Source organism: Panacagrimonas perspica (assembly GCF_004364935.1).
GTDB lineage: Bacteria > Pseudomonadota > Gammaproteobacteria > Nevskiales > Nevskiaceae > Panacagrimonas > Panacagrimonas perspica.
Map to the genome: position 1 here is coordinate 381634 of NZ_SOBT01000011.1, position 21100 is coordinate 402733.

A 21100-nucleotide genomic window follows, 5' to 3' on the forward strand; every position below is an offset into this window, starting at 1 on the left:
GACCCGGTGGAGCCGCCGCAGACACGCTACGCGACGGCCGCGGGCGCGCAGATCGCGTACCAGACGTTGGGTGCGGGACCGATCGACCTCGTCTTCATCGGCGGACAGCTCACGCAGATCGACCTGATCTGGGACCTGCCGGAGATGGAGCGCTTCCTGCGCCGGCTCGCCAACTTCAGCCGCGTCATCCTGTTCGACCGGCGCGGCGCCGGCATTTCGGATCCGTTGGCGGCGGGCGACACGCCGGATGCCGAGCACTGGGCCGCCGATCTGCTCTGCGTGCTCGATGCGGTCAAGGCGACCCAGGTCGCCCTGCTGGCCGAGCGCGATGCCTGCGCCGTCGCCTTCCATCTGGCCGCGCACCATCCGCAACGCATCGCATCGCTCGTGCTCGGGAATCCTTCGGCCCGCTTTTCAGTGGCGCCGGATTATCCGGAAGGAGAGCCGGAGGCTTCGGCGGAGCAGTTGTGCGCCCTGTTGAGCGAGCACTGGGGAACGGAAAAGCTGGTGAGTGTCACGGTTCCCAGCCGCGCCGACGACGCCGCATTCCGTCGGCTCGCGGCCCGGTTCCAGCGCGCCTCGGCGACGCCGCTGCGGGCGGCCGCCCATTACCGCCAGTTCCTGAATCTCGATTCGCGCGCGCTGCTGCCGCGGGTGACCTGTCCGACCCTGCTGCTCCATCGGCCGCAGCTTCCGTTGTTCCACAGCGGGCGCCATGCGCGATACGTGGAGCGCAACGTTGCGGGCAGCCGTCGTGTGGAACTGCCGGGTTCGAGCCTGTTCTTCACGTTCGAGCACGCCGACGAGGCGCTTGGCGCGATCGAGGAATTCCTGACGGGCGCCCGCGAGCACGCAGATGCCGGGCGCAGTCTGCTGACGGTGCTGTTCACCGACGTCGTCGGATCCACCAAGCTTGCATCGGAACTCGGCGACGCGGCCTGGCGCGACCTGGTGGCGCGCGTGCAGCAGATGCTGCAGACCCGGGTCGACCGCTTTCGGGGTCGCGTCGTCGATACCGCGGGCGATGGCCTGTTCGCCGTGTTCGAGACACCGACCAGCGCGCTGCGCTGCGCGCAGGCGCTGCACGATGCGGCGTCGGCGATGAACATCGGCATTCGCACCGGGTTGCACGCCGGCGAATGCGAAGTCTCGGGCGAATCGGTGCGTGGGCTGGTCGTCCACATCGGCGCGCGGGTTGCCGGTGAAGCCAGGCCGCATGAAATCTGGGTCACGGGCACCTTGCGCGATCTCGTCGCCGGCAGCGATTTCGAGTTCGCCCGTCGCGGCAATTTCCGCTTGAAGGGCGTCGAGGGTGCACGCCGCCTGTTCGCGCTCGCGCGACCCGAGCCTGGCGAGGACGAGGCCGATGACTGAGATCCTGTTGCTGCTCGGCCGCCCCGAGTGCGGGCTCTGCGAGGAGATGGAAATCGCGCTTCGCTCCCATCACGCCTTCGAGGGCGTGGAGCTGCAGCATGCGGACGTCGACTCGCAGGCCGACTGGCAACGGCGTTACGGGCTGCGCGTGCCGGTCCTGCTCGATCGCTGGGGCGACGTCGTTTGCGAAGGCCATTTCGACACCGATGCGTTTTCGGCGTGGCGCCTCGAAATGGCGCGTCGTGGCGCCTGAGGTGATCTGGGCAATTTGTGGCCGCGTCCGCTGGCACCTACCATGGCCTTGCGTCCAGATCGGACGCCTCGGGACAGGAGACAACGCATGGCTGCGAAACTGAAGCTGGACGGGTTGCCCGGCGAACTCGCCGATCGTGCCCGCGCGGTGTTCGGCGGCGTCGTGAACGATCTGGACCAGTTGCTCAAGAAACTCGGTGGCTTGCTCAGCACCGGCGCAGGGCCTTCACGCAAGGAATTGCTGCGTCTGATCAGCGCCCTGCGCAAATCGCTGGATGCGCGCTTGTCGGCGCTCGAGCGTGCGGTCGGAGGTTCGCCTGCCAAGAAGAAGCGGCCGGCGGCCCGCAAGGCGGCCGCGAAGAAAGTCGCCAAGAAGGCTGCGACGAAGGCCGTGAAGAAAGCTGTGCGCAAGCCGGTGAAGAGTGCGGCGCGCCGCAAACGCTGATGGCTTTGACGCCGCGGCTGGCGCAGGCCGGCCGCGGCCGTCGATTCATTTGCCGGAGCGTCCGCGAGGAGGGCGCACCCGGTATACTCCGCGACCTTTTCGCCTGAACTTTCCTCAGCTTGCGCCATGAATCTGGCGAACATCCGCAACTTTTGCATCATCGCGCACATCGATCACGGTAAATCCACGCTCGCCGACCGCTTCATCCAGTACACGGGTGGACTCGAAGAGCGCGAAATGACCGCGCAGGTGCTCGACAACAATCCGATCGAGCGCGAGCGCGGAATCACCATCAAGGCGCAGGCCGTGTCGCTGGACTACAAGGCGCGCGACGGGCAGGTGTACCAGCTCAACCTCATGGACACGCCGGGCCACGTCGACTTCAGCTACGAGGTCAGCCGCTCGCTGCAGGCCTGCGAGGGCGCGCTGCTGGTGGTGGACGCGAGCCAGGGTGTCGAAGCGCAGTCGGTGGCCAACTGCTACACCGCGCTGGAAATGCACCTGGAAGTCCTGCCGATCCTCAACAAGATCGATCTGCAGAACGCCGAGCCCGAACGCGTGGCCGACGAGATCGAGCAGGTCATCGGTATCGAAGCGACCGACGCGCTGCGCATCTCGGCCAAGACCGGCCTGGGCGTCGCCGAAGTGCTCGAAGCGGTGGTGCTCAAGCTGCCGCCGCCGAAGGGCGACCCGGCGGGCAAGCTGCAGGCGCTGATCGTCGATTCCTGGTTCGACAATTACCTGGGCGTGGTCTCGCTGGTGCGCGTCATCAACGGCCGGATCCAGAAGGGCCAGAAGATCAAGGTGATGTCCACCGGCAAGGACCACGAGGTCTCGATGCTCGGCGTGCACACGCCCAAGCGCGTGTTCAAGGATGCGCTGGAGACCGGTGAAGTCGGATTCGTCATTGCCGGCATCAAGGACATCTTCGGCGCGCCGGTGGGCGACACGCTGACGCAGGCGATCAACCCCTGCACCGAGATGCTGCCCGGTTTCCGCAAGATCCAGCCGCGCGTGTTCGCCGGCCTGTTTCCAGTGGACGCCGAGGACTTCGAAGACTTCCGCGACTCGCTGTCGAAGCTGCGACTGAACGATTCGGCCTTGCAGTACGAGCCCGAGAACTCCACCGCGCTGGGCTTCGGCTTCCGCATCGGCTTCCTCGGCATGCTGCACATGGAAATCGTGCAGGAGCGCCTGGAGCGCGAGTACAACCTGAACCTGATCACCACCGCGCCCAGCGTGGTGTACGAGATCGTGTCGGGCGACGGAGAAGTGCGCCGCATCGACAACCCGGCCGAACTGCCGGACGGCAGCGAGTTCCAGGACCTGCGCGAGCCGATCATCACGGCGCGCGTGCTGATGCCGCACAGCTACGTCGGCCCGGTCATGCAGCTGTGCATGGAAAAGCGCGGCGTGCAGAAGAACCTGCGCTACCTCGGCGCCCAGGTGCAGCTCGAGATCGAGATGCCGCTGGCCGAAGTCGTGCTCGATTTCTTCGACCGGCTCAAGAGCGTCTCGCGCGGCTACGCCAGCTTCGAGTACGAGTTCACGCGCTTCCAGACCGCCGACCTGGTGCGGCTGGACGTGCTGGTCAACGGCGACAAGGTCGACGCGTTGGCGAGCATCGTGCATCGCGACGCCTCGTATACGCGCGGACGCGACCTGTGCGAGCGCATGCAGGAAGTGATTCATCGCCAGCAGTTCGACGTGGCCATCCAGGCCGCGATCGGCGCCAAGATCATCTCGCGCAGCACCGTCAAGGCGCTGCGCAAGGACGTCACGGCCAAGTGCTACGGTGGTGACGTCAGCCGCAAGCGAAAGTTGTTGGAGAAGCAGAAGGAAGGCAAGAAGCGCATGAAGCAGGTCGGCTCCGTGGAGATTCCGCAGGAAGCCTTCCTGGCCGTGCTCGGTGTGGACCGCAAGAAGTGAGGAACTAGATGAAGCTGCCGCCGGACGTGCATTTCGATTTTGCAGTCCTGTTGACGCTGCTGACGATCCTGACCGGGATCGGCTGGCTGATCGACGTGCTCTGGCTGGCGCGCAAGCGGCGCAACCTGATCGGCGGCAAGGAGAAGCCGGGCTGGCTGATCGACTTCTCGCGCTCGTTCTTCCCGGTGATCGTGGCCGTGCTGGTGCTGCGATCGTTCGTGGCCGAGCCGTTCCGCATTCCCTCCGGTTCGATGATCCCGACGCTGCTGGTCGGCGATTTCATCCTGGTCAACAAGTTCGCGTACGGCCTGCGCGATCCGGTCTTCCACAACGAATTCCTGAAAGGCGACCGCCCCAAGCGCGGCGACATCGTGGTGTTCCGCTGGCCCAACGACCCGTCGGTGGATTTCATCAAGCGCATCGTTGGCCTTCCCGGTGACCGGATCGCGTACCGAGACAAGGTGCTCTACATCAACGGAGAGGCCCAGCCGCAGACCGCGGACGGCGTCTACACGGCGCCCAAGCTGCCAGGCGGAACGGCCTACCGTCTGCGCGAGGACATGCCGGACCACGTCCATCACATCATCGTGAATCCCGAAGAGCCGGCCCGTGACTTCGAGATGGTGGTGCCCGAGAAGGAATACTTCGCCATGGGCGACAACCGCGACGGCAGCTTCGACTCGCGGGGCTGGGGCACGGTGCCCGAGCACAATCTCGTGGGCCGGGCGTTCTTCGTCTGGATGAGCTGGGACGGCGCCCGCATGCGGCCCAACTTCTCCCGAATCGGGACAAGCATCCGCTAAGCTTGGACTGCGCATCCAGGGAGGAGCCGCATGTTCAAGTCATTGAAGCGTCAGCGGGGTATGGGGTGGTTCGGGTTGACGTTCCTGTTCGGCACGATCGCGTTTTTCGCGATCATCGTGATCAAGGTCGGCCCGCTGTATCTGAATCAGGGCAACGTGATCAAGGTCGTGAAGGGCGTTGCGGACAGCCCCGACTACGCGAACGCCTCCCCGCAGGAGATTCGCACCACGCTCGAGCGGCGCTGGGACATCGACTACATCAACCAGATCGACGACAAGGACGTGAAGATCAAGCGTAGCGCCAACGGGCGCATGCTTTCTTACGACTACGAAGCCCGCGTCAACCTGTTCTACAACGTGTTCGTCGTCATCCACTTCAAGGATGATTTCGTCATGAAGCAGGGAAGCGGTGACGCGGATTCCTGAGCCTGGGGCCGGTGGAAGCAGGACGGCGCGACGCTGAACTGGCGACGAAGCTGGGCCGCGAATTCCGCGACCCGGCTTTGCTCGCCCGTGCACTGACCCACCGCTCGTTCAGCGGGGTCAACAACGAACGGCTCGAATTCCTCGGCGATGCGCTGATCGGTTTCTTCATCGCCGACGCGCTGTATGTGCAACGGCCGCGCGCGGAAGAGGGGGACCTCTCGCGCTGGCGTTCCAGCCTCGTCCGTGAGCGATCGCTGGCGACGATCGCCCGACGGCTGGGACTCGGCGATCATCTTCGCCTGGGCGAAGGCGAGCTCAAGAGCGGCGGGTGGCGGCGCGATTCGGTCCTCGCCGATGCCGTCGAAGCCGTCGTCGCGGCGGTCTATCTGGATGGCGGTTTCGAGGCGGCGACGCAGACCTGCCGCACGCTGTTTGCGCAGGATCTGGCCGACCTGCCGGACGCGGAAACGCTGAAGGATCCCAAGACCCGGCTGCAGGAATGGCTGCAGGGCCGCAGCCGGCCGCTGCCGGTCTACGAGGTGCTGGAAGAATCCGGACCGGCGCATCGGCGATACTTCCTCGTCCGGGCCAGCCTGACCGACGAGGATCGTGCCTCGGACGCCAGCGGCAGCAGCCGCCGGATCGCGGAGCAGCAGGCCGCCTCGGCGCTGCTCGAATCCCTGCAAAGTTCCACGACCTGACGTCTCTTGAATTCTCCAACCTCCATGCGCAGCGGCATCGTCACCCTCGTCGGACGTCCCAACGTCGGCAAATCCTCGCTGCTCAATGCGCTGGTCGGTCGCAAGCTCAGCATCGTGTCGCACAAGCCGCAGACCACGCGACACGCCATCCAGGGCGTCGTCCATCGAGAAGAAGGCCAGATCGTCTTCGTGGACACGCCGGGTCTGCATCTCAACGGGAAGCGTGCGCTCAACCGGGCCATGAACGACGCGGCCTCCGGCAGCCTTCACGACGTGGACCTGGCGATCTTCGTCGTCGAGTCCGGCCGCTGGACCGAGGAAGACCAGGCGGTACTCGAGCGTCTCGCCATGGTGTCCGCCCCGGTGGCGCTGGTGATCAACAAGATCGATCGCGTCACCGACAAGGCGAAGCTGCTTCCCGAGATCGAGAAGCTGTCCGCCCGTCGCGAGTTCGCGTTCGTGGTGCCGCTGTCCGCTCTGCGCAAGCAGAACGTCGACGCGCTCGCCGACGAGATCATGAAGCGGCTACCCGAGGGCCCGCCGCTGTACCCGCCGGACATGATCGCCGGGTTCGACAACGAGTTCCTTGCCGCTGAACTGGTGCGCGAGAAGCTCACGCGCACGCTCAACCAGGAGCTGCCCTACGCGTTGACGGTGGCCATCGAGTCGTACGCGCTCGAAGGCACCATGCATCGCATCAGCGCGGTGATCTGGGTCGAGCGCGAAGGCCAGAAGAAGATCGTCATCGGCGAGAACGGCGTGTCGCTCAAGCGCGTCGGCACGACGGCGCGCAAGGAACTCGAGCACCTGCTCGGCGCCAAGGTCTTCCTGCAGCTCTGGTGCCGTGTCCGCGAAAACTGGAGCGATGATCCGAAGGCGCTCAAGCTGTTCGGAATCGGCGGCGAGTGAGTCGCGCCAGGATCCAGCTCCAGCCGGCCTGGGTCCTGAAGGCTTCCGCATACAGCGACACCAGCCTGCTGGTCGAGGCTTTCACCCCATCACATGGTCGTATCGGCCTAGTGGCGCGCGGCGCGCGTACCGCCAAGTCGCGGCCGCGCGCCTTGCTGCAGGCCTTTCGCCCGCTGCTGCTGTCGTGGACCGAGGCTGGCGATCTGGGCACGCTGACCGGTGTGGAGGCATCGCCCGCGGCCGCTTTCGAGTTTCGCGGCGAGACGGTCTTCAGCGGCTGGTATCTCAACGAGCTGCTGCTGCGCCTGCTGCAACGCCATGACGCACACCCGGTCCTGTTCGAGGCCTACGGCGAGGCGCTGGCGGCACTGATCCCGACCGGCGAGCGCGCGCTGCGGCGATTCGAAATGACCTTGCTGGCCGAACTGGGCTTCGGCATCGACCTGCCGCCGGATCTGGATCCTTCGCTGCACTATTTCCATCGGAACGGCGAGGAGCCGGTTCCCGGTGCGGCCGATGCGGAAGACAGCTATTCCGGACGAACGCTGATCGCCTTGCGTGATGATCAGCTGGAGACCGTCGAAGACCTTCGCGCGGCGCGTCGTCTGCTCAGGGGCGCGCTGGCCGAGCATCTCGGCACCAAGGGCCTGAGTACCGCGACGATGTTGCGCGACCTGCGGCGCAGCCTGGAGCGCGTTCCGACGCCGGGTTCCGGAAGCTGAGGCGATTCAGCGTGTCGTCATCTGGTGGCGCGCGAACGCCGCGATGCTGGCGATCAGCCAGCCCGTGAACGACACGGCCACCATGACCGCCGAGGCGAGCACCATCGATCGCAGCCACGGCGGGCCGGGGTCACTGTGCAGATAGGCCAGCAGGCCGGCGCCCGACGTGAGCAACGCGGCCAGGGAGATGAAGCAGACCTGGCTGAATCGGCGGGCCGCGGCGTTTTCGAATCGCTGGAATTTTGCGGTCATGCCGAGCCTCCAATGTCGTTGCGCGTGGAATCAAAAATCGGCGCGACCGGAAAGCCGGCCGTGCCGAGTCGACGACTCAGCGGGGAGAGCGCCGTCGAAAAATCGAAGGGTCGTGTCGCGGCCCTGTTCTGTCGTTGCCTGCGTGCTAGCGCCTTCCGTGCCGTCGGCCCGGCGGCACGCACTTTTTTCCAAGACAAGCACTTGCGCGCGCAGGGCCCGCGGATACGCAGCGCAGGTGTCACCTGGCTCTGCCCTCATTGGTCGAAGACTGACAATCGGTGGCAAGCACCGACGGCTGCGTTAAGGTGATGGCGATGAACGAAATTACCCATCTGACGGCCATCGAGGCCAACTTCGACGGCCTCGTCGGCCCCACGCACCACTACGCGGGCCTGGCCCAAGGCAACCGCGCATCGGCCCGCAATGCCGCGCAACGTTCCAACCCGCGCGAGGCCGCGCTGCAGGGGCTGGCCAAGATGCGGGCGCTGGCGGACCTGGGCCTCGCGCAAGGCGTGCTGCCGCCGCAGGAGCGACCGCATCTGCCGACGCTGCGGGCGCAGGGGTATCGGGGTCGCGATGCCTACGTGCTCGACCACGTTCGCCGCGACGACCCGGATCTGCTGCTGGCCGTCGGCTCGGCCTCGAGCATGTGGGCGGCCAACGCCGCGACGGTTTCGCCGTCGGCCGACACGGCCGACGGACGCGTGCATTTCACGTCGGCCAACCTGGTGTCGCACCGACACCGCGCGATCGAGGCCGCGACGACGGCGCGCGTGCTGGCGAAGCTGTTCGCGGACCCGGAGCTCTTCGTGCACCACGGTCCCTTGCCCGCGATGCCGGCCACGGCGGACGAAGGGGCGGCCAATCACATGCGTCTGTGCAGCGACGTCGGTGAGGCCGGCCTGGAGGTCTTCGTCTACGGGCGCGATGCGAAGGACCCGATCGATGTCGTCGCCGACGATGCCGATCCCGACGCCGCACCGGTGGCGCCGGCACGACAGGCGCGCGGCGCCGGCGAAGCGATCGCGCGCCGCCACCGGCTGCGTCCGGCACGCGTCGCGCATCTGCGGCAGGCGCCGAGTGCGATCGCGGCCGGCGCTTTCCACAACGACGTCGTGGCGGTGGCGCATCGCGGCCTGCTGCTTCATCACGAGCACGCCTTCATGGACCTCGAGGCGCTGCGTACGCAGGCCGGCAAGGCGCTCGGCCCCGAGTTCCGGCCGCGCTTCGTCGAAGTGCGCGACAAGCAGCTGAGCCTGGACGATGCGGTTGCGTCCTACCTGTTCAACAGCCAGATCGTCGACGTGCCCGGCCGCGGCATGTGGCTGATCTGTGCGCAGGAATGCAGGGAGATGACGCGTGCCTGGAATCTGATCCAGGAGTGGATCGCCGATCCGACGTTGCCGATCCGCGGCGTCGAGGTCTTCGACTTGCGCCAGTCGATGCGCAATGGGGGAGGGCCCGCCTGCCTGCGGCTGCGCGTGGTGCTGACGCCGCAGCAGCAGGCCGCTGTTCACGCGCCGTGCTGGATCACGCCGGAACGGCACGGGCAGCTCGTCGACTGGGTCAGGCGGCATTACCGCGATCGGCTGGTCCCCGCCGATCTCGCGGACCCGCAGCTGCTCGACGAGTCGCGCACGGCGCTCGATCGCCTCACGCAGCTGCTCGGACTCGGGAGCCTGTACGAGTTCCAGCGATGAGCGTGACCTTGCGCTGGGTGGCCTGGACGGCATTCGACCCGGATTCGCTGTACGCGCTGATGCGGCTGCGCAGCGCGGTGTTCGTCGTCGAGCAGGCCTGCATTTTTCACGAGATGGATGGTCTGGATCCGCGCTGCGAGCACCTGCTGGCGACCGATGCCCAGGGTGACGTCGTCGGCTGCCTGCGTCTCGTGCCACCGCGTCTGCAGCGTCCGCACAGCACCGCCCCGGCGGCGGACGGCCCTGCGCTGGGGCGGCTCGTCACGGCGTTGTCCGAGCGGGGCACGGGCCTTGGCCGGCGTCTGATGGCGGAGGGCATCGCCCGCTGCGAGCGCGATTTTCCAGGGGCGGCGATCCAGCTTTCGGCGCAACAGCCCCTCGAGTCCTTCTATTCATCCATGGGATTCGAGGCGATGCGCGAGCCCTACGACGAGGACGGCATCCTGCACGTCGACATGCGACGACAGGGCGCGATGGACTGAGCGGCGGCTATACTTCCGCCGCCCCGTTCAAAGTCCGACGAAACAGGCGTGTACACGCAGTTCTTCAACCTCCGGGAGATGCCGTTCTCGATCACTCCCGATCCGGCGTATCTGTATATGTCGCCGCGCCATCAGGAGGCGCTCGGGCATCTGCTGTACGGGACCGGACAGTACGGCGGATTCGTGCAGCTCACCGGCGAAGTCGGGACGGGCAAGACGACGATCGTGCGCACGCTGCTCGAGCAGAAACTCGACGGTGTCGAAGTAGCGATGGTCCACAACCCGCGCCAGAGCGAACGTGAATTCGTGCAGTCCATCTGCGACGAACTGCGGGTCACCTACGACCGCACGCAGACGCCGACGCTCAAGGACCTGATCGACGCGCTGAACCTGCACCTGCTGACCAACCATGCGCAGGGCAAGCGCACGGTGCTGATCATCGACGAGGCGCAGAACCTGGCGCCCGGTGTGCTCGAGCAGGTGCGCCTGCTGACGAATCTGGAGACCCACAAGGAAAAGCTGCTGCGCATCATGCTCGTCGGCCAGCCCGAACTGAGTGATGCGCTGGCGAGCCAGGAGTTGCGCCAGCTCGCCAGCCGCATCACGGCGCGCTATCACCTGACGCCGCTCGAGGAAGACGAAACCGCCGAATACATCCGGCATCGCCTCGGCGTGGCCGGTACGCAGGAAGAGCTGTTTCCGCCCGAGGCGGTCGCCGAGATCCACAAGCGCACGCGCGGCGTGCCGCGCCTGATCAACGTGCTGTGCGACCGCGCGCTGCTCGGCGCGTATGGCAGCCACCAGCATCGCGTCAGCGCCGAACTGGTTCGCGGCGCTGCGCTCGAGGTGCTGGGGCAGGAACGCGATGGCGTCCTCGGCGATCGGCGCACCGGCGGCTGGAGCCGCCTGGATCGCCGGACGCGTGGCGGTCTGCCGCTGTTGTCGCTGACCTGGTTCGAGGGGGCGCTGATCGCGCTGGCGCTGATGATCGGTGGCGCGCTGATCTACCAGACGATCGTGCGCCGCGTGCAGTCCGTGCCGCCGGCCGCGGAGTCGACCCACGCACCCGCGGCCGCCGCTGCTGCCGCAACCGCGCCGACCCGTCCAGCTGCGGTGCAGCAGCAACAGCCTGCCGCCGCAGCGCCGACTGCGGCTGCCGCAGTGCCGAAGCCGCCAGCGGCCATCTCGCGGGTGCCGGTCGTGAAGCCGCCGGATTCGGCCGCGATGAAGACCGTGTTCGCAACCACCCAGAATCTGACGCAGCTCACCGGCCAGCTGATCCGGCTGTGGGACGCGGGGGTTCGCGTCGGTGCCGGAGACAACGTGTGCCGCTCTCTGCGGCGGCAGGGCATCGAGTGCTACCGGACCACCGGTGGTCTGAAGGACCTGCGTCAGATGGATCGCCCCGCCATCCTGACGATCACGGACGAGGCGGGTGCGACGAAGTACGCGCTGGTCACGCAGCTCACCGAGGATCGCGCACGCGTCGAGACGCCGAAGGGCGGCGTCGATGTGGCCATCGTCGACCTCAGCCGCGCCTGGAATGGCGAGATCTTCGTGTTGTGGCGGCGCGAGACCAAGGAAGTTCAGCTCAGCCCCGGGATGCGCGGGCCCAGCGTCGTCTGGCTGCGTCAGAGGCTGGCGGAAATGATGAGCAAGCCGGCGGCGCGTTCGGATCGCTACGACGACGATCTGAAGGAAGAAGTGCGGCTGTTCCAGGAAGCGCGCGAGTTGTTCGCCGATGGCGTCGTCGGAATCCGCACGCGCATCGCACTGTCCGATCCCGCTCCGGGAACGCCGACCTTGAAGTTCCACCCCTGAACCAGGATGAGCGCCGGGTCGACGTCATGACGGTGGTGAGGCCAGCACGAATCCCGCGCGTGATGCTTGTGGCCTGCCTGGTGGAATCCCCATGAGCTACATCCTCGACGCCCTGCGCAAGGCGGAAAGGGACCGCAATCTCGGACGGACGCCGTCGCTCGGTGACGTCACGTCGCCATCGGCACGGGCCCCGGTTTCGAGTGGGCCGTCCCGGCGCGTGCTCGCGTTGATCGGGTTGGTGCTGGGCATGCTGGCTCTCGCGATCCTGCTGTGGCCGCCCGCTCCCGAGGTCGCGACACCGCCGCCGGTGATCGCCGCTGCGCCGCCCGCTGCAGCCCCTGTTCCCGCACCGGCCGCGCCGCCGCCGGAAGAGACGGTGGTCGCGGCGCAGAATTTTCCCGAGGAGCCCGCCGCCGATCCGACGGTGGGCGCCGATGTCGCCGCCGAATCGATCGACGACCTGATGGACGATGCGGGCGCCGAAGCGCCGCTCGATGCGAACGAGCTGCCGCCGGACCCCGGCGTTGCGGTGGCCGCGAAGCCGCCCGCGGTCACGCGCACGCCGGCGGTCCCGGCGGAGCCCGCGCCGAAGCCGGCGGTGGTCGCCGAGGCACCCGCGCCGGAATCCGAGGCCGTCCCGTCCGACGGCATTCCGCTGCTGAGGGACATGCCCTCGGACTATCGCGGCGCATTCCCCGAGCTGCGCGTGGACGTGCACGTCTATGACGACGATCCCGAGCGACGCTGGACCTTGATCAACGGCAAGAAGGCGGTCGAAGGGTCGACGCTCCCCGAGGGGCCGACGATCTCGGAGATCAGGCCGGACGGTATCGTGTTCGACTTCCGAGGCCAGGCTTCGCTGTTCCCGCTCGGTCGCTAGCGATCCCAAAGCGCCGATCGCGGGATGAGTGCGCGCTTCGGTCGGATGGGGTGCTACCGGTTCGAGGCGCAGCCGGTGCGCGAGTGACGAGGGGCGGCATCGACGCGCAGGCCGGGCGAAGCCCGGGATTGCACGCTGTACTCGGAAAGACCCCCGGACTTCGTCCGGACTACGACCTGCGGCTTCAGCCCGCGGCCGCGAGAAACCGCACCAGGGTTCCCTGGACCTTGAGCATGCCGCGCTCGATGCTCTCGCGGATCTCGTCGTGGATGCCGCCGGTGCCGATGCCGGCCGCCCAGTTCACCGAGACGGCGATGCAGGCGTATTCGAGTCCGAGTTCGGCGGCCAGTGCGGCCTCGGGCATGCCGGTCATGCCGACCATGTCGCAACCGTCGAGCTTGAGGCGCTGGATCTCGGCGGGCGTCTCGAGACGCGGCCCTTGCGTGATGGCCATCGTCCCGGCGCCGCTGACGACGACATCGGCGGCGCCCGCGGCCTCGAACAGGGTCTGTCGCAGCGACGGCGTGTAGGGATACGTGAATTCGATGTGGTGAAGCTCGGTGCCGGGCACGCCATCGTGATAGGTGTGCTCGCGACCCCAGGTGTAATCGATCAGGTCGCGCGGCAGCGCAATCTCGCCGGGCGCGAACCATTCGGCGATGGCCCCCACCGCGGCGATCGCGAGTACCTGCTGTGCGCCCGCGTTCTTCAGCGCCCACAGGTTCGCGCGGTAATTGATCTTGTGCGGCGGGATCTTGTGACCCTCGCCGTGGCGCGCGAGGAACAGGACCGGGTGCCCGTTGATGTGGCCCCGGACGACGGGGCCGGTGGCCAGCCCGTAGGGCGTGCGCACTTCCTCGCTCGACTCGATGACCAGGCCCGGCCACTGGTTCATGCCGGTGCCGCCGATGACCGCAATGGTTTTCACGAAGAAGATTCCTTCACCGCGTAGATCGCGGGTAGCTGGCGCCAGTATTCCTTGTAATCCATGCCGCAGCCGAACACGTAGCGATCCTCGACGGCCAGGCCGATGTATTCGGCGTGGGCATCAGGTGCGCGACGATCGTGCAGCTTCTCGGCCAGCACGGCCACGCGCAGCGAGGCCGGACGGAATTCCGTCAGCGCCCGGCGGATCGCGACCAGCGTGTGGCCTTCATCCAGGATGTCGTCGATGACCAGCAGGTCGCGACCGGTGATCGACTGCGCTTCCGGCTGGCGCTTCCACACCAGTCCACCGCCGGCCGTGGCGCCGCGATAGCGGGTCGCGTGCAGGTAGTCCTGTTCGAACGGAAGCTCGAGCCGGCGCGTGATCTCCGACGTGGGGTAGAGACCGCCATTCATGACGCACAGCACCAGCGGATTTTTCTGCGCGTAATCCGTTTCGATGCGCGCGGCGAGGACATCGAAGGCACGCTGCACGGCAGCGGCATCGTGCAGGCAGTCGGCCTGCGCGCGGACCTTCAGGGCGTCGTCGAGCCGGTTCATCTGGGTCCTTCGGTGCGGAACAGCGTGGCCAGGCGACGGCTGCGCGCCGGGCTGGGTGCCACGTCGCGCAACTCGTCGAGCAACTTGATCGACGTCGGGCGATCGTTGCAGACCGGCAGCATGTCGCAGCCAGATGACAATGCCAGGAGCGCCCGCTCGGTCACGGTCCCGACGACCGCGGCCCCGTTCATCGACAGGTCGTCACAGAACAGCGCGCCGCGAAACTTGAGCTTGCGGCGCAGCGTCCCGGCGATCCACTTGCGCGACAACGACGCCGGAATCTGGTCGACCGCGGTGTAGCGCACGTGCGCCATCATCAGCGACTCGATGCCGTCGTCGATCAGCGGACGGAACGGCGCGAGTTCGGTGCGCTCGATCTCCGGCAGCGAGCGTCGATCGACCGGCAGTTCGAGATGCGAATCCGCGGCCACCGCGCCGTGTCCCGGGAAATGCTTGCCGGTGGCGGCCATGCCGGCGCGATTCAGACCCGCGCGGAATGCGCGCGCGAGTTCCACGATGACCTCGATCTTCGTCGCGAAGGCGCGATCGCCGATCACCCCGGAGACGCCGATATCGCGATCGAGCACCGGCGCGAAGCACAGGTCGATGCCATAGCTGCCCAGTTCCGATCCGATCGTGAAGCCGTGCGCCTGCGCTTCGTCGGTGGCGGCCTTGACGCTCTCCTCGTGCAGCTTCCCGAGCGAGCGCATGGCCGGGATGCGCGAGAAGCCCATGCGGAAGCGCTGCACGCGACCACCCTCGTGGTCCACCGCCAGCAGCAGGCGCGGATCGCGCTTGATGTCGAGGATCGCGGCGCACAGGGCGCGCAACTGGTCCGGGTCGCGGTAATTGCGCGTGAACAGGATCACGCCGCCGACCAGCGGATGGGCCAGCACCTCGCGATCTTCCGGCGTGAGTTCCAGACCGCCCACGTCGAGCATCAGCGGCCCGATGGGTCCGCGCGCAGCCTTGCCTGCCATGAAACTCCGTTTCCTAGTTTGCTTCCCGACTACTCGTGCAGATTCACTTCGGCGCCGATGGGCAGGCGGTCGTAGAGCTCGACGATATCGTTATTGGCGACGCGGATGCAGCCCTTGGAGCCGGGTATCCCCAAGCGCGTCGTGGGAGGCGTGCCGTGCAGGTAGATGTAGCGACGGAACGTGTCGACACAGCCCAGCCGGTTACGGCCCCGCTCGGTTCCCGAAAGCCAGAGGATACGCGTCAGGATCCAGTCCCGCCCCGGGAACTTCGCATGCAGCTCGGGCGACCAGATCTCGCCGGTCGGCCGGCGTCGCGTGAACAGCGTGCCCGCGGCGGCGCCGTCGCCGACCTTGGCACGGATCACGTGGCGCCCACGCGGCGTGCAGCCCGATCCGTTGATCTCGCCGATGCCGTTGGCGCCGGTAGAGACCAGGCACTCGCGCAGGACGCGGCCCTCGTTCCAGAGCTGCAGGCGCTGACGTCCGAGGTCGATCTCAATGTGCATGCCACGAACGGAACGGTTTCAGCGACAGGCTGTGGTTGTAGTACTTGGGTTCTTCGGTGACTTCGCGCCCCAGCCAGGCCGGGCGCGGAATTTCCTGTTGCGGATCGATCAGCTCGACCTCCGCCACGACCAGGCCATCGTTGTCGCCATGGAACTCGTCGACTTCCCAGGTCAGTCCGTCGCGATCGATGTAATGCCGCGTCTTCTCGAGGCGACCGATGCACAGGTTGTCGAACATCTCGCGACCTTCTTCGAGCGGGATCTCGTACTCGTACTCGGCGCGCACGGCACCCATGACCGCCGCCTTCACGTTGAGCAGCGCGCGCTTTCCTTCCAGGCGCACGCGGATCGAGGCCTTGCCGCCGGGCGCGCCCAGATAACCCTGCTGCATCGCACGGTGTCGTGACACTTCCCAACGCCAGGTGTCATCCACGACGAGGAATTTGCGTTCGATTTCCACCGGCATGAGGTTCCCGGGTTGAGGATCGTTGCGGAAGGCTAAGCCAAGGCCGCAGCAAGTCAATCGGGGTTACGCACGTTCGAACAAGGCCATCGATTCGACGTGCGAGGTGTGCGGAAACATGTCCATGACGCCCGTACGCACCAGCCGATAACCGTGTCCATGGACGAGCAGCCCGGCGTCACGCGCCAGGGTTCCCGGATGGCAGGAGATGTAGAGGATCCGGCCGGGTTTGCGGGCGCCGATGACCGGCATCATCGCTTCGGCGCCGGCGCGCGGCGGATCGAGCAGCACCGCGTCGAAAGGCGCCTGCAGCCAGGGCGCATCGGCCCTGGGCTGGAACAGGTCGGCGGCATGGAAGTCGATCTCCAGGCCGAGCGCCTGCACGTTGGTCCGCGCCCGCGCCACGAGGGCCGCGTCTCCCTCGACGGCCGTCACGCGTGCACCGCTGCGCGCCAGCGGGATCGAGAAATTGCCCAGGCCGCAGAACAGTTCGAGCACCGGCTCGCCCGGCTGCGGACGCAGCCATGCGAGCGCCTGGCGCACCGCCTGCTGGCTGACCGCCGCGTTGATCTGGATGAAGTCCGTGGGCTGGAACTGCAGCCGGTCGGCCGAGCCGTCGGGCGAGTAGTCGAGCCTCGAAGCCGGCGGCGTCATCGGGGCGACGGTGCCGGGGCCGCCGGATTGCAGGTAGAGCTCGAAGCCGTGCTCCTGTGCGAGCTGCGCCAGCCGCGCGCGGTCCGCGACGGTCGGTGGCTCCATGACGCGCAGCACCAGCGCGACGGAGTCGGCGCAGGCGATCTCGATCTGCGGCAACTCGCGGCGGATCGAGAGCTCCGACAGGCATTCGCCGATCGCGCGCAGCTTCTCGCCCACGCGCGGGTCGAGCACGGCGCAGCTTTCCAGCGCCGCGAGGAAGGGGCTGGATCGCTCGCGGAAACCCACCAGCGCGGTGCCACGCTTGTCGACGAACTTGGCGCCGAGCCGCGCGCGGCGACGGTAGCCGAGCGTGGGGCCGATGATCGGCGGCGCGACCGCTTCGGGTTCCACCTTGCCGACACGGCGCAGGGCCTGGACGAGCTGCTGCTGCTTGTGCGCGATCTGCGCCGCCGACGCCAGATGCTGCAGCGAGCAGCCGCCGCAAACGCCGAAGTGAGGGCAGGGCGGATCGACGCGATCCGGCGAAGCCACGAGCACTTGCGTGGTCTCGCCTTCATCGGCGTCGCGGTGCTTGCGCGTGTAGCGGAACTTCACGCTCTCGCCGGGCAGCGCGCCGTGGATGAAGCAGACCTTGCCTTCGATGCGCGCCACGCCGCGGCCGTCTTCTGCGAGATCGACGATGCCGGCTTCGAATTCGCCCTCTGGCAGCGGCTTGCTGCGGCGATTGCCGCCGCGAAACGGCCGGCTCATTCGGTCCAGGCCGCCGCGAACTCCGCCCAGTGCGCTGCGCCGTTGCCTTCCAGGAAGTCGCGCGCGAGCAGGATTTCCTGTTCGTACTCGTCTTCGGACAGGTGTCCGCGCATGAACTGGAAGCGCAGGTACACCAGCCAGGTGTTCATCACGTCGGTCTCGCAGTACGCGCGGATCTCGTCGAGCTTGCCGGCGCGGTAGGCGTCGAAAACCATCGAGCCGTCCATGCCCAGCTTGCCCGGCAGGCCCAGCAGCAGGGCGATCTCGTTGAGCGGCGCGTTCTGGCGTCCGGTGTAGAGCGCCAGCACGTCCATCAGGTCGGTGTGCCGGAACTCGTACCGCTTGAGGTAGTTGTTGTACTTCGACTCGCGGTCGAAATGGCCGTTGTCCCAGTAGGCCTGCGCGCGCACGCCGTGGATCAGGCCCCGGTAGTTGAGCACCGGCAGGTCGAAGCCGCCGCCGTTCCAGGACACCAGCGTGGGCTTGTACTTCTCCACGCCGTTGAAGAATTTCTGGATCAGCTCGGCTTCCTGCGCCGTCTCGTCGCCGATCGACCAGCAGTGCAGCGTGTCGCCGCTGCGCAGCACGCAGGAGATCGCGACGATCTTCTGAAGATGCGCCGGCTGGAACTCGGTGCCCTTCTCGGCGCGGCGCAAGGTGCGCATCGCGTTCCAGATCACGTTCTCGTCGGTCGACTCGATGCCCAGGATGCGGCGCGCACCCTCGAGGTCAGGGATGGTTTCGATGTCGAAGACGAGGGTGGGAGTCATGGCTTGGTGGCTGAAAAAATCACGCTGAAACGCAAAGGCGCAAAGGACGCAAAGGAAACGAAACGACGCCGGATCCTGTGTGCGGCCATTCCTTTTTCTTGCTCGGCGTCCTTTGCGCCTTTGCGTTCAACCTTTTCGTCACTTCACGCCGGGAACACGCCCGTCGACACGTAGCGATCGCCACGGTCGCAGATGATGCAGACGACGGTGGCGTTCTCGACGCGCTTGCAGACTTCCACCGCTGCGAAGATCGAGCCGCCGGAGGAGGGGCCGCAGAACAGGCCCTCGGTGCGCGCGACGGTGTGCATCATGCCTTCAGCGTCCTTGGCGTCGACTTCGAGGATGCGGTCGATCTTGGTGACGTCGTAGATGCCCGGCTCGTATTCCTTGGGCCACTTGCGGATGCCCGGGATCGAGGACTCGCCGGCAGGATGCACGCCGATCAGTTCGATCTTCGGGTTGACCTCTTTCAGGAAGCGTCCGGTGCCCATGATCGTGCCGGTGGTGCCCATCGTCGCGACGAAGTGCGTGACCTTGTGGTCGGTGTCGCGCCAGATCTCCGGTCCCGTGCCCTCGTAGTGCGCGCGCGGGTTGTCCGGGTTGGCGAACTGGTCCAGAACGCGGCCCTGGCCTTCCTTCTGCATCTGCAGCGCCAGATCGCGCGCGTACTCCATGCCCTGTTCCTTGGTCACGAGCACGATCTCGGCGCCGAAGGCCTTCATCTGCGCGCGACGTTCCGCGCTCATGTGCGCGGGCATGATCAGCACCATGCGGTAACCGCGCATGGCCGCCGCCATCGCCAGCGCGATGCCGGTGTTGCCGGACGTCGCCTCGATCAGTGTGTCGCCGGGCTTGATCTCGCCGCGCTCCTCAGCGCGCTTGATCATCGAGTACGCCGGCCGGTCCTTGACGGAACCCGCCGGGTTGTTGCCTTCGAGCTTGGCGAGCAGGGTGTTGTTGCCGATGCCGGGCAGGCGCGTCAGGCGCACGAGAGGCGTATTGCCGATGGTCTCGGCGAGCGTCGGGGTGTTCATGGGGCGCGAGTTTAGCCCGCCTGTCCGGGGGATCGCCCGGGAATCGGCGGCGGGGCGCGAGGTTGAATCGGAGGGCCGGACCGTAGCCCGGACGAAGTCCGGGGAGCATCGGCCCGATCGAGGGAATCCCGGACTTCGTCCGGGCTACGGGAGAGGTCAGCCGATCAGCACGAAATCCATCTGCGTGCCGGCGAGCTCCACGCGGTCACGATCGGCCAGCTTGCGCGGCTGCGGTTCGACCTCCGCGCCGTTGATGCGCAGCTTGCGGCCGCTGGCCGAGTCGACCTGCACGATGTAGTAGCCATCGCTCCTGCGCGTGATCGCCGCGACCTGCACGCCGGGCTTGCCCAGCGTCGTGAGCGGCTTGCTCAGCTCCATCTCCTTGCCCTGATTGGGACCACTGGCGATGCGCAGCTTGCCCAGCACCGGCTTGCCGGCCGCCACCAGCCCCGGATTGATCGGCGGCCGCGGTACCGGTGCGGCAGCCGGCATCGGGGTGGGCGCCGGCGGCACCGGGACGGGCATCCGCGACGGCGGCAGGATGGAGCCCGGCCGCAGGATCATCGTCTTGTCCATCTCCGACGCCGGTACCTCGACGCTGAAGTAGCGCAGCGTGTTGCGACCGATGGTGATCACGTCGCCGTGCATGAGCGGGTGCTTGGTGACCGGCTGGCCGTTGACCTGCGTGCCGTTGGTGGAATCCAGATCCTCGAGGAAGGAGTCATCGAGGATGGTCACGATCGCGGCATGGCGGCCCGACACGGCCTTGTCGTTCAGAACGATGTCGTTGCCCGCCTGGCGTCCGAGCGTGACCCGTTCGGCGGTGAGCTCGAAATCGGTTGTGACGCCTGTGTTGTCGGTGATGACGAGCTTGCCCATTCGCGTGTTCCCTTCCGGTATTCCTTAGGTATCCCGTCCGCGCTCAGAACCAGTCCAGCAGGCGCCGGTACCAGGGCTTGCCGATGGCAAAGGACTGGTCGACTCGCGCCAGGATCACGGAGACGTTGTCCTTGCCGCCGCCTTGCAGTGCCTGCTCCACCAGGTCTTTTGCCGCTTCCTGGAGGTTGTCGCCGTTACGCTTCAGGCTGACGCCGATCTGTTCGTCCGAGACCATGTCGCTCAGCCCGTCGGAACACAGCAGGAGCACGTCGCCCACTTCCACCGCCGCCTCGCCGAGTTCCACGCTCACGGCGGGTTCCACCCCCATGGCGCGCGTGACGATGTTCTTGCGCACCATCATCGCCGCTTCCTCGCGCGTGTAGTGGCCCTTCGCGATCATCTCTTCCTGCAGCGAGTGATCCCGCGTGACCTGCTGCAGCTTGCCGGCGCGATACCGGTAGAGCCGCGAGTCGCCGACGTGCGCGATGCTCATGCGGTCGTCGTGCAGCAGCACGACGACCACCGTCGTTCCCATGCCGGCGCACTGCGGCTGCGATTGCGCGGCCTGGTAGATGGTCTCGTGCGCTTCCTCGATGGCCTTCTTCAGCAGCAGCGCCTGCGGCGAATGGTTGGCGCCGTCCTCGGACGAGGTCAGGCGCCCCAGCTTCTTCCAGTCGCGGCGGACCACGTGCGGAATCGTCGTCGTGGCGATGCCGCTGGCGACTTCGCCGGCGTTGTAGCCGCCCATGCCGTCGGCAAGAACCAGAAGTCCGAAATCGCGGTCCTCCGTGATCGCGTCTTCATTGTTCGTCCGCACCCGCCCCATGTCGGTCAGCAGCGCGGTCGATACCTTGTCCTTGATGGCCATGTCGATGTGCGC

At 66.9% G+C, this 21100-nt stretch carries 24 protein-coding genes; 13 read left to right on the top strand and 11 right to left on the bottom strand.

Features of this window, described 5'->3' with window-relative positions; translation table 11 throughout:
* Nucleotides 1-6: 6 nt before the first annotated feature.
* From DFR24_RS21240 to recO, 9 genes are all read left to right on the top strand, one after another.
* On the top strand, nt 7-1374 hold the full coding sequence (locus DFR24_RS21240) for an adenylate/guanylate cyclase domain-containing protein (RefSeq protein ID WP_133883442.1): 1368 nt from the start codon (nt 7-9) through the stop codon (nt 1372-1374).
* Nucleotides 1367-1627 carry a glutaredoxin family protein gene (locus DFR24_RS21245; protein WP_133883443.1) on the top strand — a complete coding sequence of 87 codons (261 nt, stop codon included), beginning with the start codon at nt 1367-1369 and terminating at the stop codon, nt 1625-1627. The genes DFR24_RS21240 and DFR24_RS21245 overlap by 8 nt, the downstream gene beginning before the upstream one ends.
* An 87-nt stretch (nt 1628-1714) precedes the next feature.
* Nucleotides 1715-2071: a hypothetical protein gene (locus tag DFR24_RS24760; RefSeq protein ID WP_210772474.1), complete on the top strand. Its 357-nt coding sequence runs from the start codon at nt 1715-1717 to the stop codon at nt 2069-2071.
* Nucleotides 2072-2197: 126 nt separating this feature from the next.
* The gene (gene lepA, locus DFR24_RS21255) at nt 2198-4000 is read left to right on the top strand and encodes a translation elongation factor 4 (protein WP_133883444.1); all 1803 of its coding nucleotides are present in this window, start codon (nt 2198-2200) and stop codon (nt 3998-4000) included.
* Nucleotides 4001-4008: 8 nt separating this feature from the next.
* A complete protein-coding gene (gene lepB, locus DFR24_RS21260) occupies nt 4009-4803 on the top strand; it encodes a signal peptidase I (protein WP_133883445.1) in 795 nt (264 codons plus the stop codon).
* Between the two features lie 30 nt (nt 4804-4833).
* A complete protein-coding gene (locus tag DFR24_RS21265; protein ID WP_133883446.1) occupies nt 4834-5229 on the top strand; it encodes a DUF4845 domain-containing protein in 396 nt (131 codons plus the stop codon).
* 11 nt (nt 5230-5240) lie between these two features.
* Nucleotides 5241-5930, top strand: a complete 690-nt coding sequence (gene rnc / locus DFR24_RS21270; protein ID WP_210772473.1) for a ribonuclease III — start codon at nt 5241-5243, stop codon at nt 5928-5930.
* 24 nt (nt 5931-5954) lie between these two features.
* Entirely contained in the window at nt 5955-6839 is an 885-nt protein-coding gene (gene era, locus DFR24_RS21275; RefSeq protein ID WP_210772486.1) for a GTPase Era, read from the top strand.
* Nucleotides 6836-7561, top strand: a complete 726-nt coding sequence (gene recO / locus DFR24_RS21280) for a DNA repair protein RecO (protein ID WP_133883448.1) — start codon at nt 6836-6838, stop codon at nt 7559-7561. The genes era and recO overlap by 4 nt, the downstream gene beginning before the upstream one ends.
* Nucleotides 7562-7567: 6 nt before the next feature.
* Here the strand turns inward: recO and DFR24_RS21285 are convergent, their stop codons facing one another.
* Nucleotides 7568-7813, bottom strand: coding sequence for a hypothetical protein (locus tag DFR24_RS21285; protein WP_133883449.1), 246 nt, complete (start codon nt 7811-7813; stop codon nt 7568-7570).
* Nucleotides 7814-8145: 332 nt separating this feature from the next.
* On the opposite strand from DFR24_RS21285, the gene astB reads away from it, so the two are divergent.
* The 4 genes from astB to DFR24_RS21305 all read left to right on the top strand — a co-directional run bounded on the left by astB (nt 8146) and on the right by DFR24_RS21305 (nt 12696).
* Complete coding sequence (astB, locus tag DFR24_RS21290) at nt 8146-9513, top strand: N-succinylarginine dihydrolase (RefSeq protein ID WP_133883541.1); 1368 nt, start codon at nt 8146-8148, stop codon at nt 9511-9513.
* Nucleotides 9510-9995 (top strand): GNAT family N-acetyltransferase, encoded by a 486-nt coding sequence (locus tag DFR24_RS21295; protein ID WP_133883450.1) that lies wholly within the window; start codon nt 9510-9512, stop codon nt 9993-9995. Before astB ends, DFR24_RS21295 begins: the two co-directional genes overlap by 4 nt.
* Nucleotides 9996-10043: 48 nt before the next feature.
* Nucleotides 10044-11816 carry an ExeA family protein gene (locus DFR24_RS21300; RefSeq protein ID WP_133883451.1) on the top strand — a complete coding sequence of 591 codons (1773 nt, stop codon included), beginning with the start codon at nt 10044-10046 and terminating at the stop codon, nt 11814-11816.
* A gap of 91 nt (nt 11817-11907) precedes the next feature.
* The gene (locus tag DFR24_RS21305; RefSeq protein WP_133883452.1) at nt 11908-12696 is read left to right on the top strand and encodes a general secretion pathway protein GspB; all 789 of its coding nucleotides are present in this window, start codon (nt 11908-11910) and stop codon (nt 12694-12696) included.
* Nucleotides 12697-12880: 184 nt separating this feature from the next.
* On the opposite strand, the gene DFR24_RS21310 is transcribed toward DFR24_RS21305, so the two are convergent.
* The 10 genes from DFR24_RS21310 to DFR24_RS21355 form a co-directional block, all read right to left on the bottom strand.
* Entirely contained in the window at nt 12881-13624 is a 744-nt protein-coding gene (locus DFR24_RS21310; RefSeq protein WP_246051742.1) for an S-methyl-5'-thioinosine phosphorylase, read from the bottom strand.
* On the bottom strand, nt 13621-14181 hold the full coding sequence (locus tag DFR24_RS21315) for a hypoxanthine-guanine phosphoribosyltransferase (protein WP_133883453.1): 561 nt from the start codon (nt 14179-14181) through the stop codon (nt 13621-13623). The genes DFR24_RS21310 and DFR24_RS21315 overlap by 4 nt, the downstream gene beginning before the upstream one ends.
* The gene (gene nagZ, locus DFR24_RS21320) at nt 14178-15161 is read right to left on the bottom strand and encodes a beta-N-acetylhexosaminidase (protein WP_246051743.1); all 984 of its coding nucleotides are present in this window, start codon (nt 15159-15161) and stop codon (nt 14178-14180) included. Before nagZ ends, DFR24_RS21315 begins: the two co-directional genes overlap by 4 nt.
* 29 nt (nt 15162-15190) lie before the next feature.
* Nucleotides 15191-15667: a L,D-transpeptidase gene (locus tag DFR24_RS21325; protein ID WP_133883454.1), complete on the bottom strand. Its 477-nt coding sequence runs from the start codon at nt 15665-15667 to the stop codon at nt 15191-15193.
* A complete protein-coding gene (locus tag DFR24_RS21330; protein ID WP_133883455.1) occupies nt 15657-16133 on the bottom strand; it encodes a CYTH domain-containing protein in 477 nt (158 codons plus the stop codon). Before DFR24_RS21330 ends, DFR24_RS21325 begins: the two co-directional genes overlap by 11 nt.
* Before the next feature lie 63 nt (nt 16134-16196).
* Nucleotides 16197-17537, bottom strand: a complete 1341-nt coding sequence (rlmD, locus tag DFR24_RS21335) for a 23S rRNA (uracil(1939)-C(5))-methyltransferase RlmD (protein ID WP_133883456.1) — start codon at nt 17535-17537, stop codon at nt 16197-16199.
* Nucleotides 17534-18307: a 3'-5' exonuclease gene (locus DFR24_RS21340; RefSeq protein WP_133883457.1), complete on the bottom strand. Its 774-nt coding sequence runs from the start codon at nt 18305-18307 to the stop codon at nt 17534-17536. The genes rlmD and DFR24_RS21340 overlap by 4 nt, the downstream gene beginning before the upstream one ends.
* A 143-nt stretch (nt 18308-18450) precedes the next feature.
* A complete protein-coding gene (gene cysM / locus DFR24_RS21345) occupies nt 18451-19341 on the bottom strand; it encodes a cysteine synthase CysM (RefSeq protein ID WP_133883458.1) in 891 nt (296 codons plus the stop codon).
* Between the two features lie 156 nt (nt 19342-19497).
* Nucleotides 19498-20220, bottom strand: coding sequence for an FHA domain-containing protein (locus DFR24_RS21350; protein WP_133883459.1), 723 nt, complete (start codon nt 20218-20220; stop codon nt 19498-19500).
* Nucleotides 20221-20263: 43 nt separating this feature from the next.
* Complete coding sequence (locus DFR24_RS21355; protein WP_133883460.1) at nt 20264-21088, bottom strand: Stp1/IreP family PP2C-type Ser/Thr phosphatase; 825 nt, start codon at nt 21086-21088, stop codon at nt 20264-20266.
* Nucleotides 21089-21100 lie beyond the last annotated feature (12 nt).

Bases quoted from the DNA above. Each gene is read 5' to 3' on its own strand.
- DFR24_RS21245 (WP_133883443.1), top strand. From the start codon at position 1,367: ATGACTGAGATCCTGTTGCTGCTCGGCCGCCCCGAGTGCGGGCTCTGC.
- DFR24_RS24760 (WP_210772474.1), top strand. From the start codon at position 1,715: ATGGCTGCGAAACTGAAGCTGGACGGGTTGCCCGGCGAACTCGCCGAT.
- lepA (WP_133883444.1), top strand. From the start codon at position 2,198: ATGAATCTGGCGAACATCCGCAACTTTTGCATCATCGCGCACATCGAT.
- lepB (WP_133883445.1), top strand. From the start codon at position 4,009: ATGAAGCTGCCGCCGGACGTGCATTTCGATTTTGCAGTCCTGTTGACG.
- DFR24_RS21265 (WP_133883446.1), top strand. From the start codon at position 4,834: ATGTTCAAGTCATTGAAGCGTCAGCGGGGTATGGGGTGGTTCGGGTTG.
- era (WP_210772486.1), top strand. From the start codon at position 5,955: ATGCGCAGCGGCATCGTCACCCTCGTCGGACGTCCCAACGTCGGCAAA.
- DFR24_RS21285 (WP_133883449.1), bottom strand. From the start codon at position 7,813: ATGACCGCAAAATTCCAGCGATTCGAAAACGCCGCGGCCCGCCGATTC.
- DFR24_RS21295 (WP_133883450.1), top strand. From the start codon at position 9,510: ATGAGCGTGACCTTGCGCTGGGTGGCCTGGACGGCATTCGACCCGGAT.
- DFR24_RS21305 (WP_133883452.1), top strand. From the start codon at position 11,908: ATGAGCTACATCCTCGACGCCCTGCGCAAGGCGGAAAGGGACCGCAAT.
- DFR24_RS21315 (WP_133883453.1), bottom strand. From the start codon at position 14,181: ATGAACCGGCTCGACGACGCCCTGAAGGTCCGCGCGCAGGCCGACTGC.
- nagZ (WP_246051743.1), bottom strand. From the start codon at position 15,161: ATGGCAGGCAAGGCTGCGCGCGGACCCATCGGGCCGCTGATGCTCGAC.
- DFR24_RS21325 (WP_133883454.1), bottom strand. From the start codon at position 15,667: ATGCACATTGAGATCGACCTCGGACGTCAGCGCCTGCAGCTCTGGAAC.
- DFR24_RS21330 (WP_133883455.1), bottom strand. From the start codon at position 16,133: ATGCCGGTGGAAATCGAACGCAAATTCCTCGTCGTGGATGACACCTGG.
- rlmD (WP_133883456.1), bottom strand. From the start codon at position 17,537: ATGAGCCGGCCGTTTCGCGGCGGCAATCGCCGCAGCAAGCCGCTGCCA.
- DFR24_RS21340 (WP_133883457.1), bottom strand. From the start codon at position 18,307: ATGACTCCCACCCTCGTCTTCGACATCGAAACCATCCCTGACCTCGAG.
- cysM (WP_133883458.1), bottom strand. From the start codon at position 19,341: ATGAACACCCCGACGCTCGCCGAGACCATCGGCAATACGCCTCTCGTG.
- DFR24_RS21350 (WP_133883459.1), bottom strand. From the start codon at position 20,220: ATGGGCAAGCTCGTCATCACCGACAACACAGGCGTCACAACCGATTTC.
- DFR24_RS21355 (WP_133883460.1), bottom strand. From the start codon at position 21,088: ATGGCCATCAAGGACAAGGTATCGACCGCGCTGCTGACCGACATGGGG.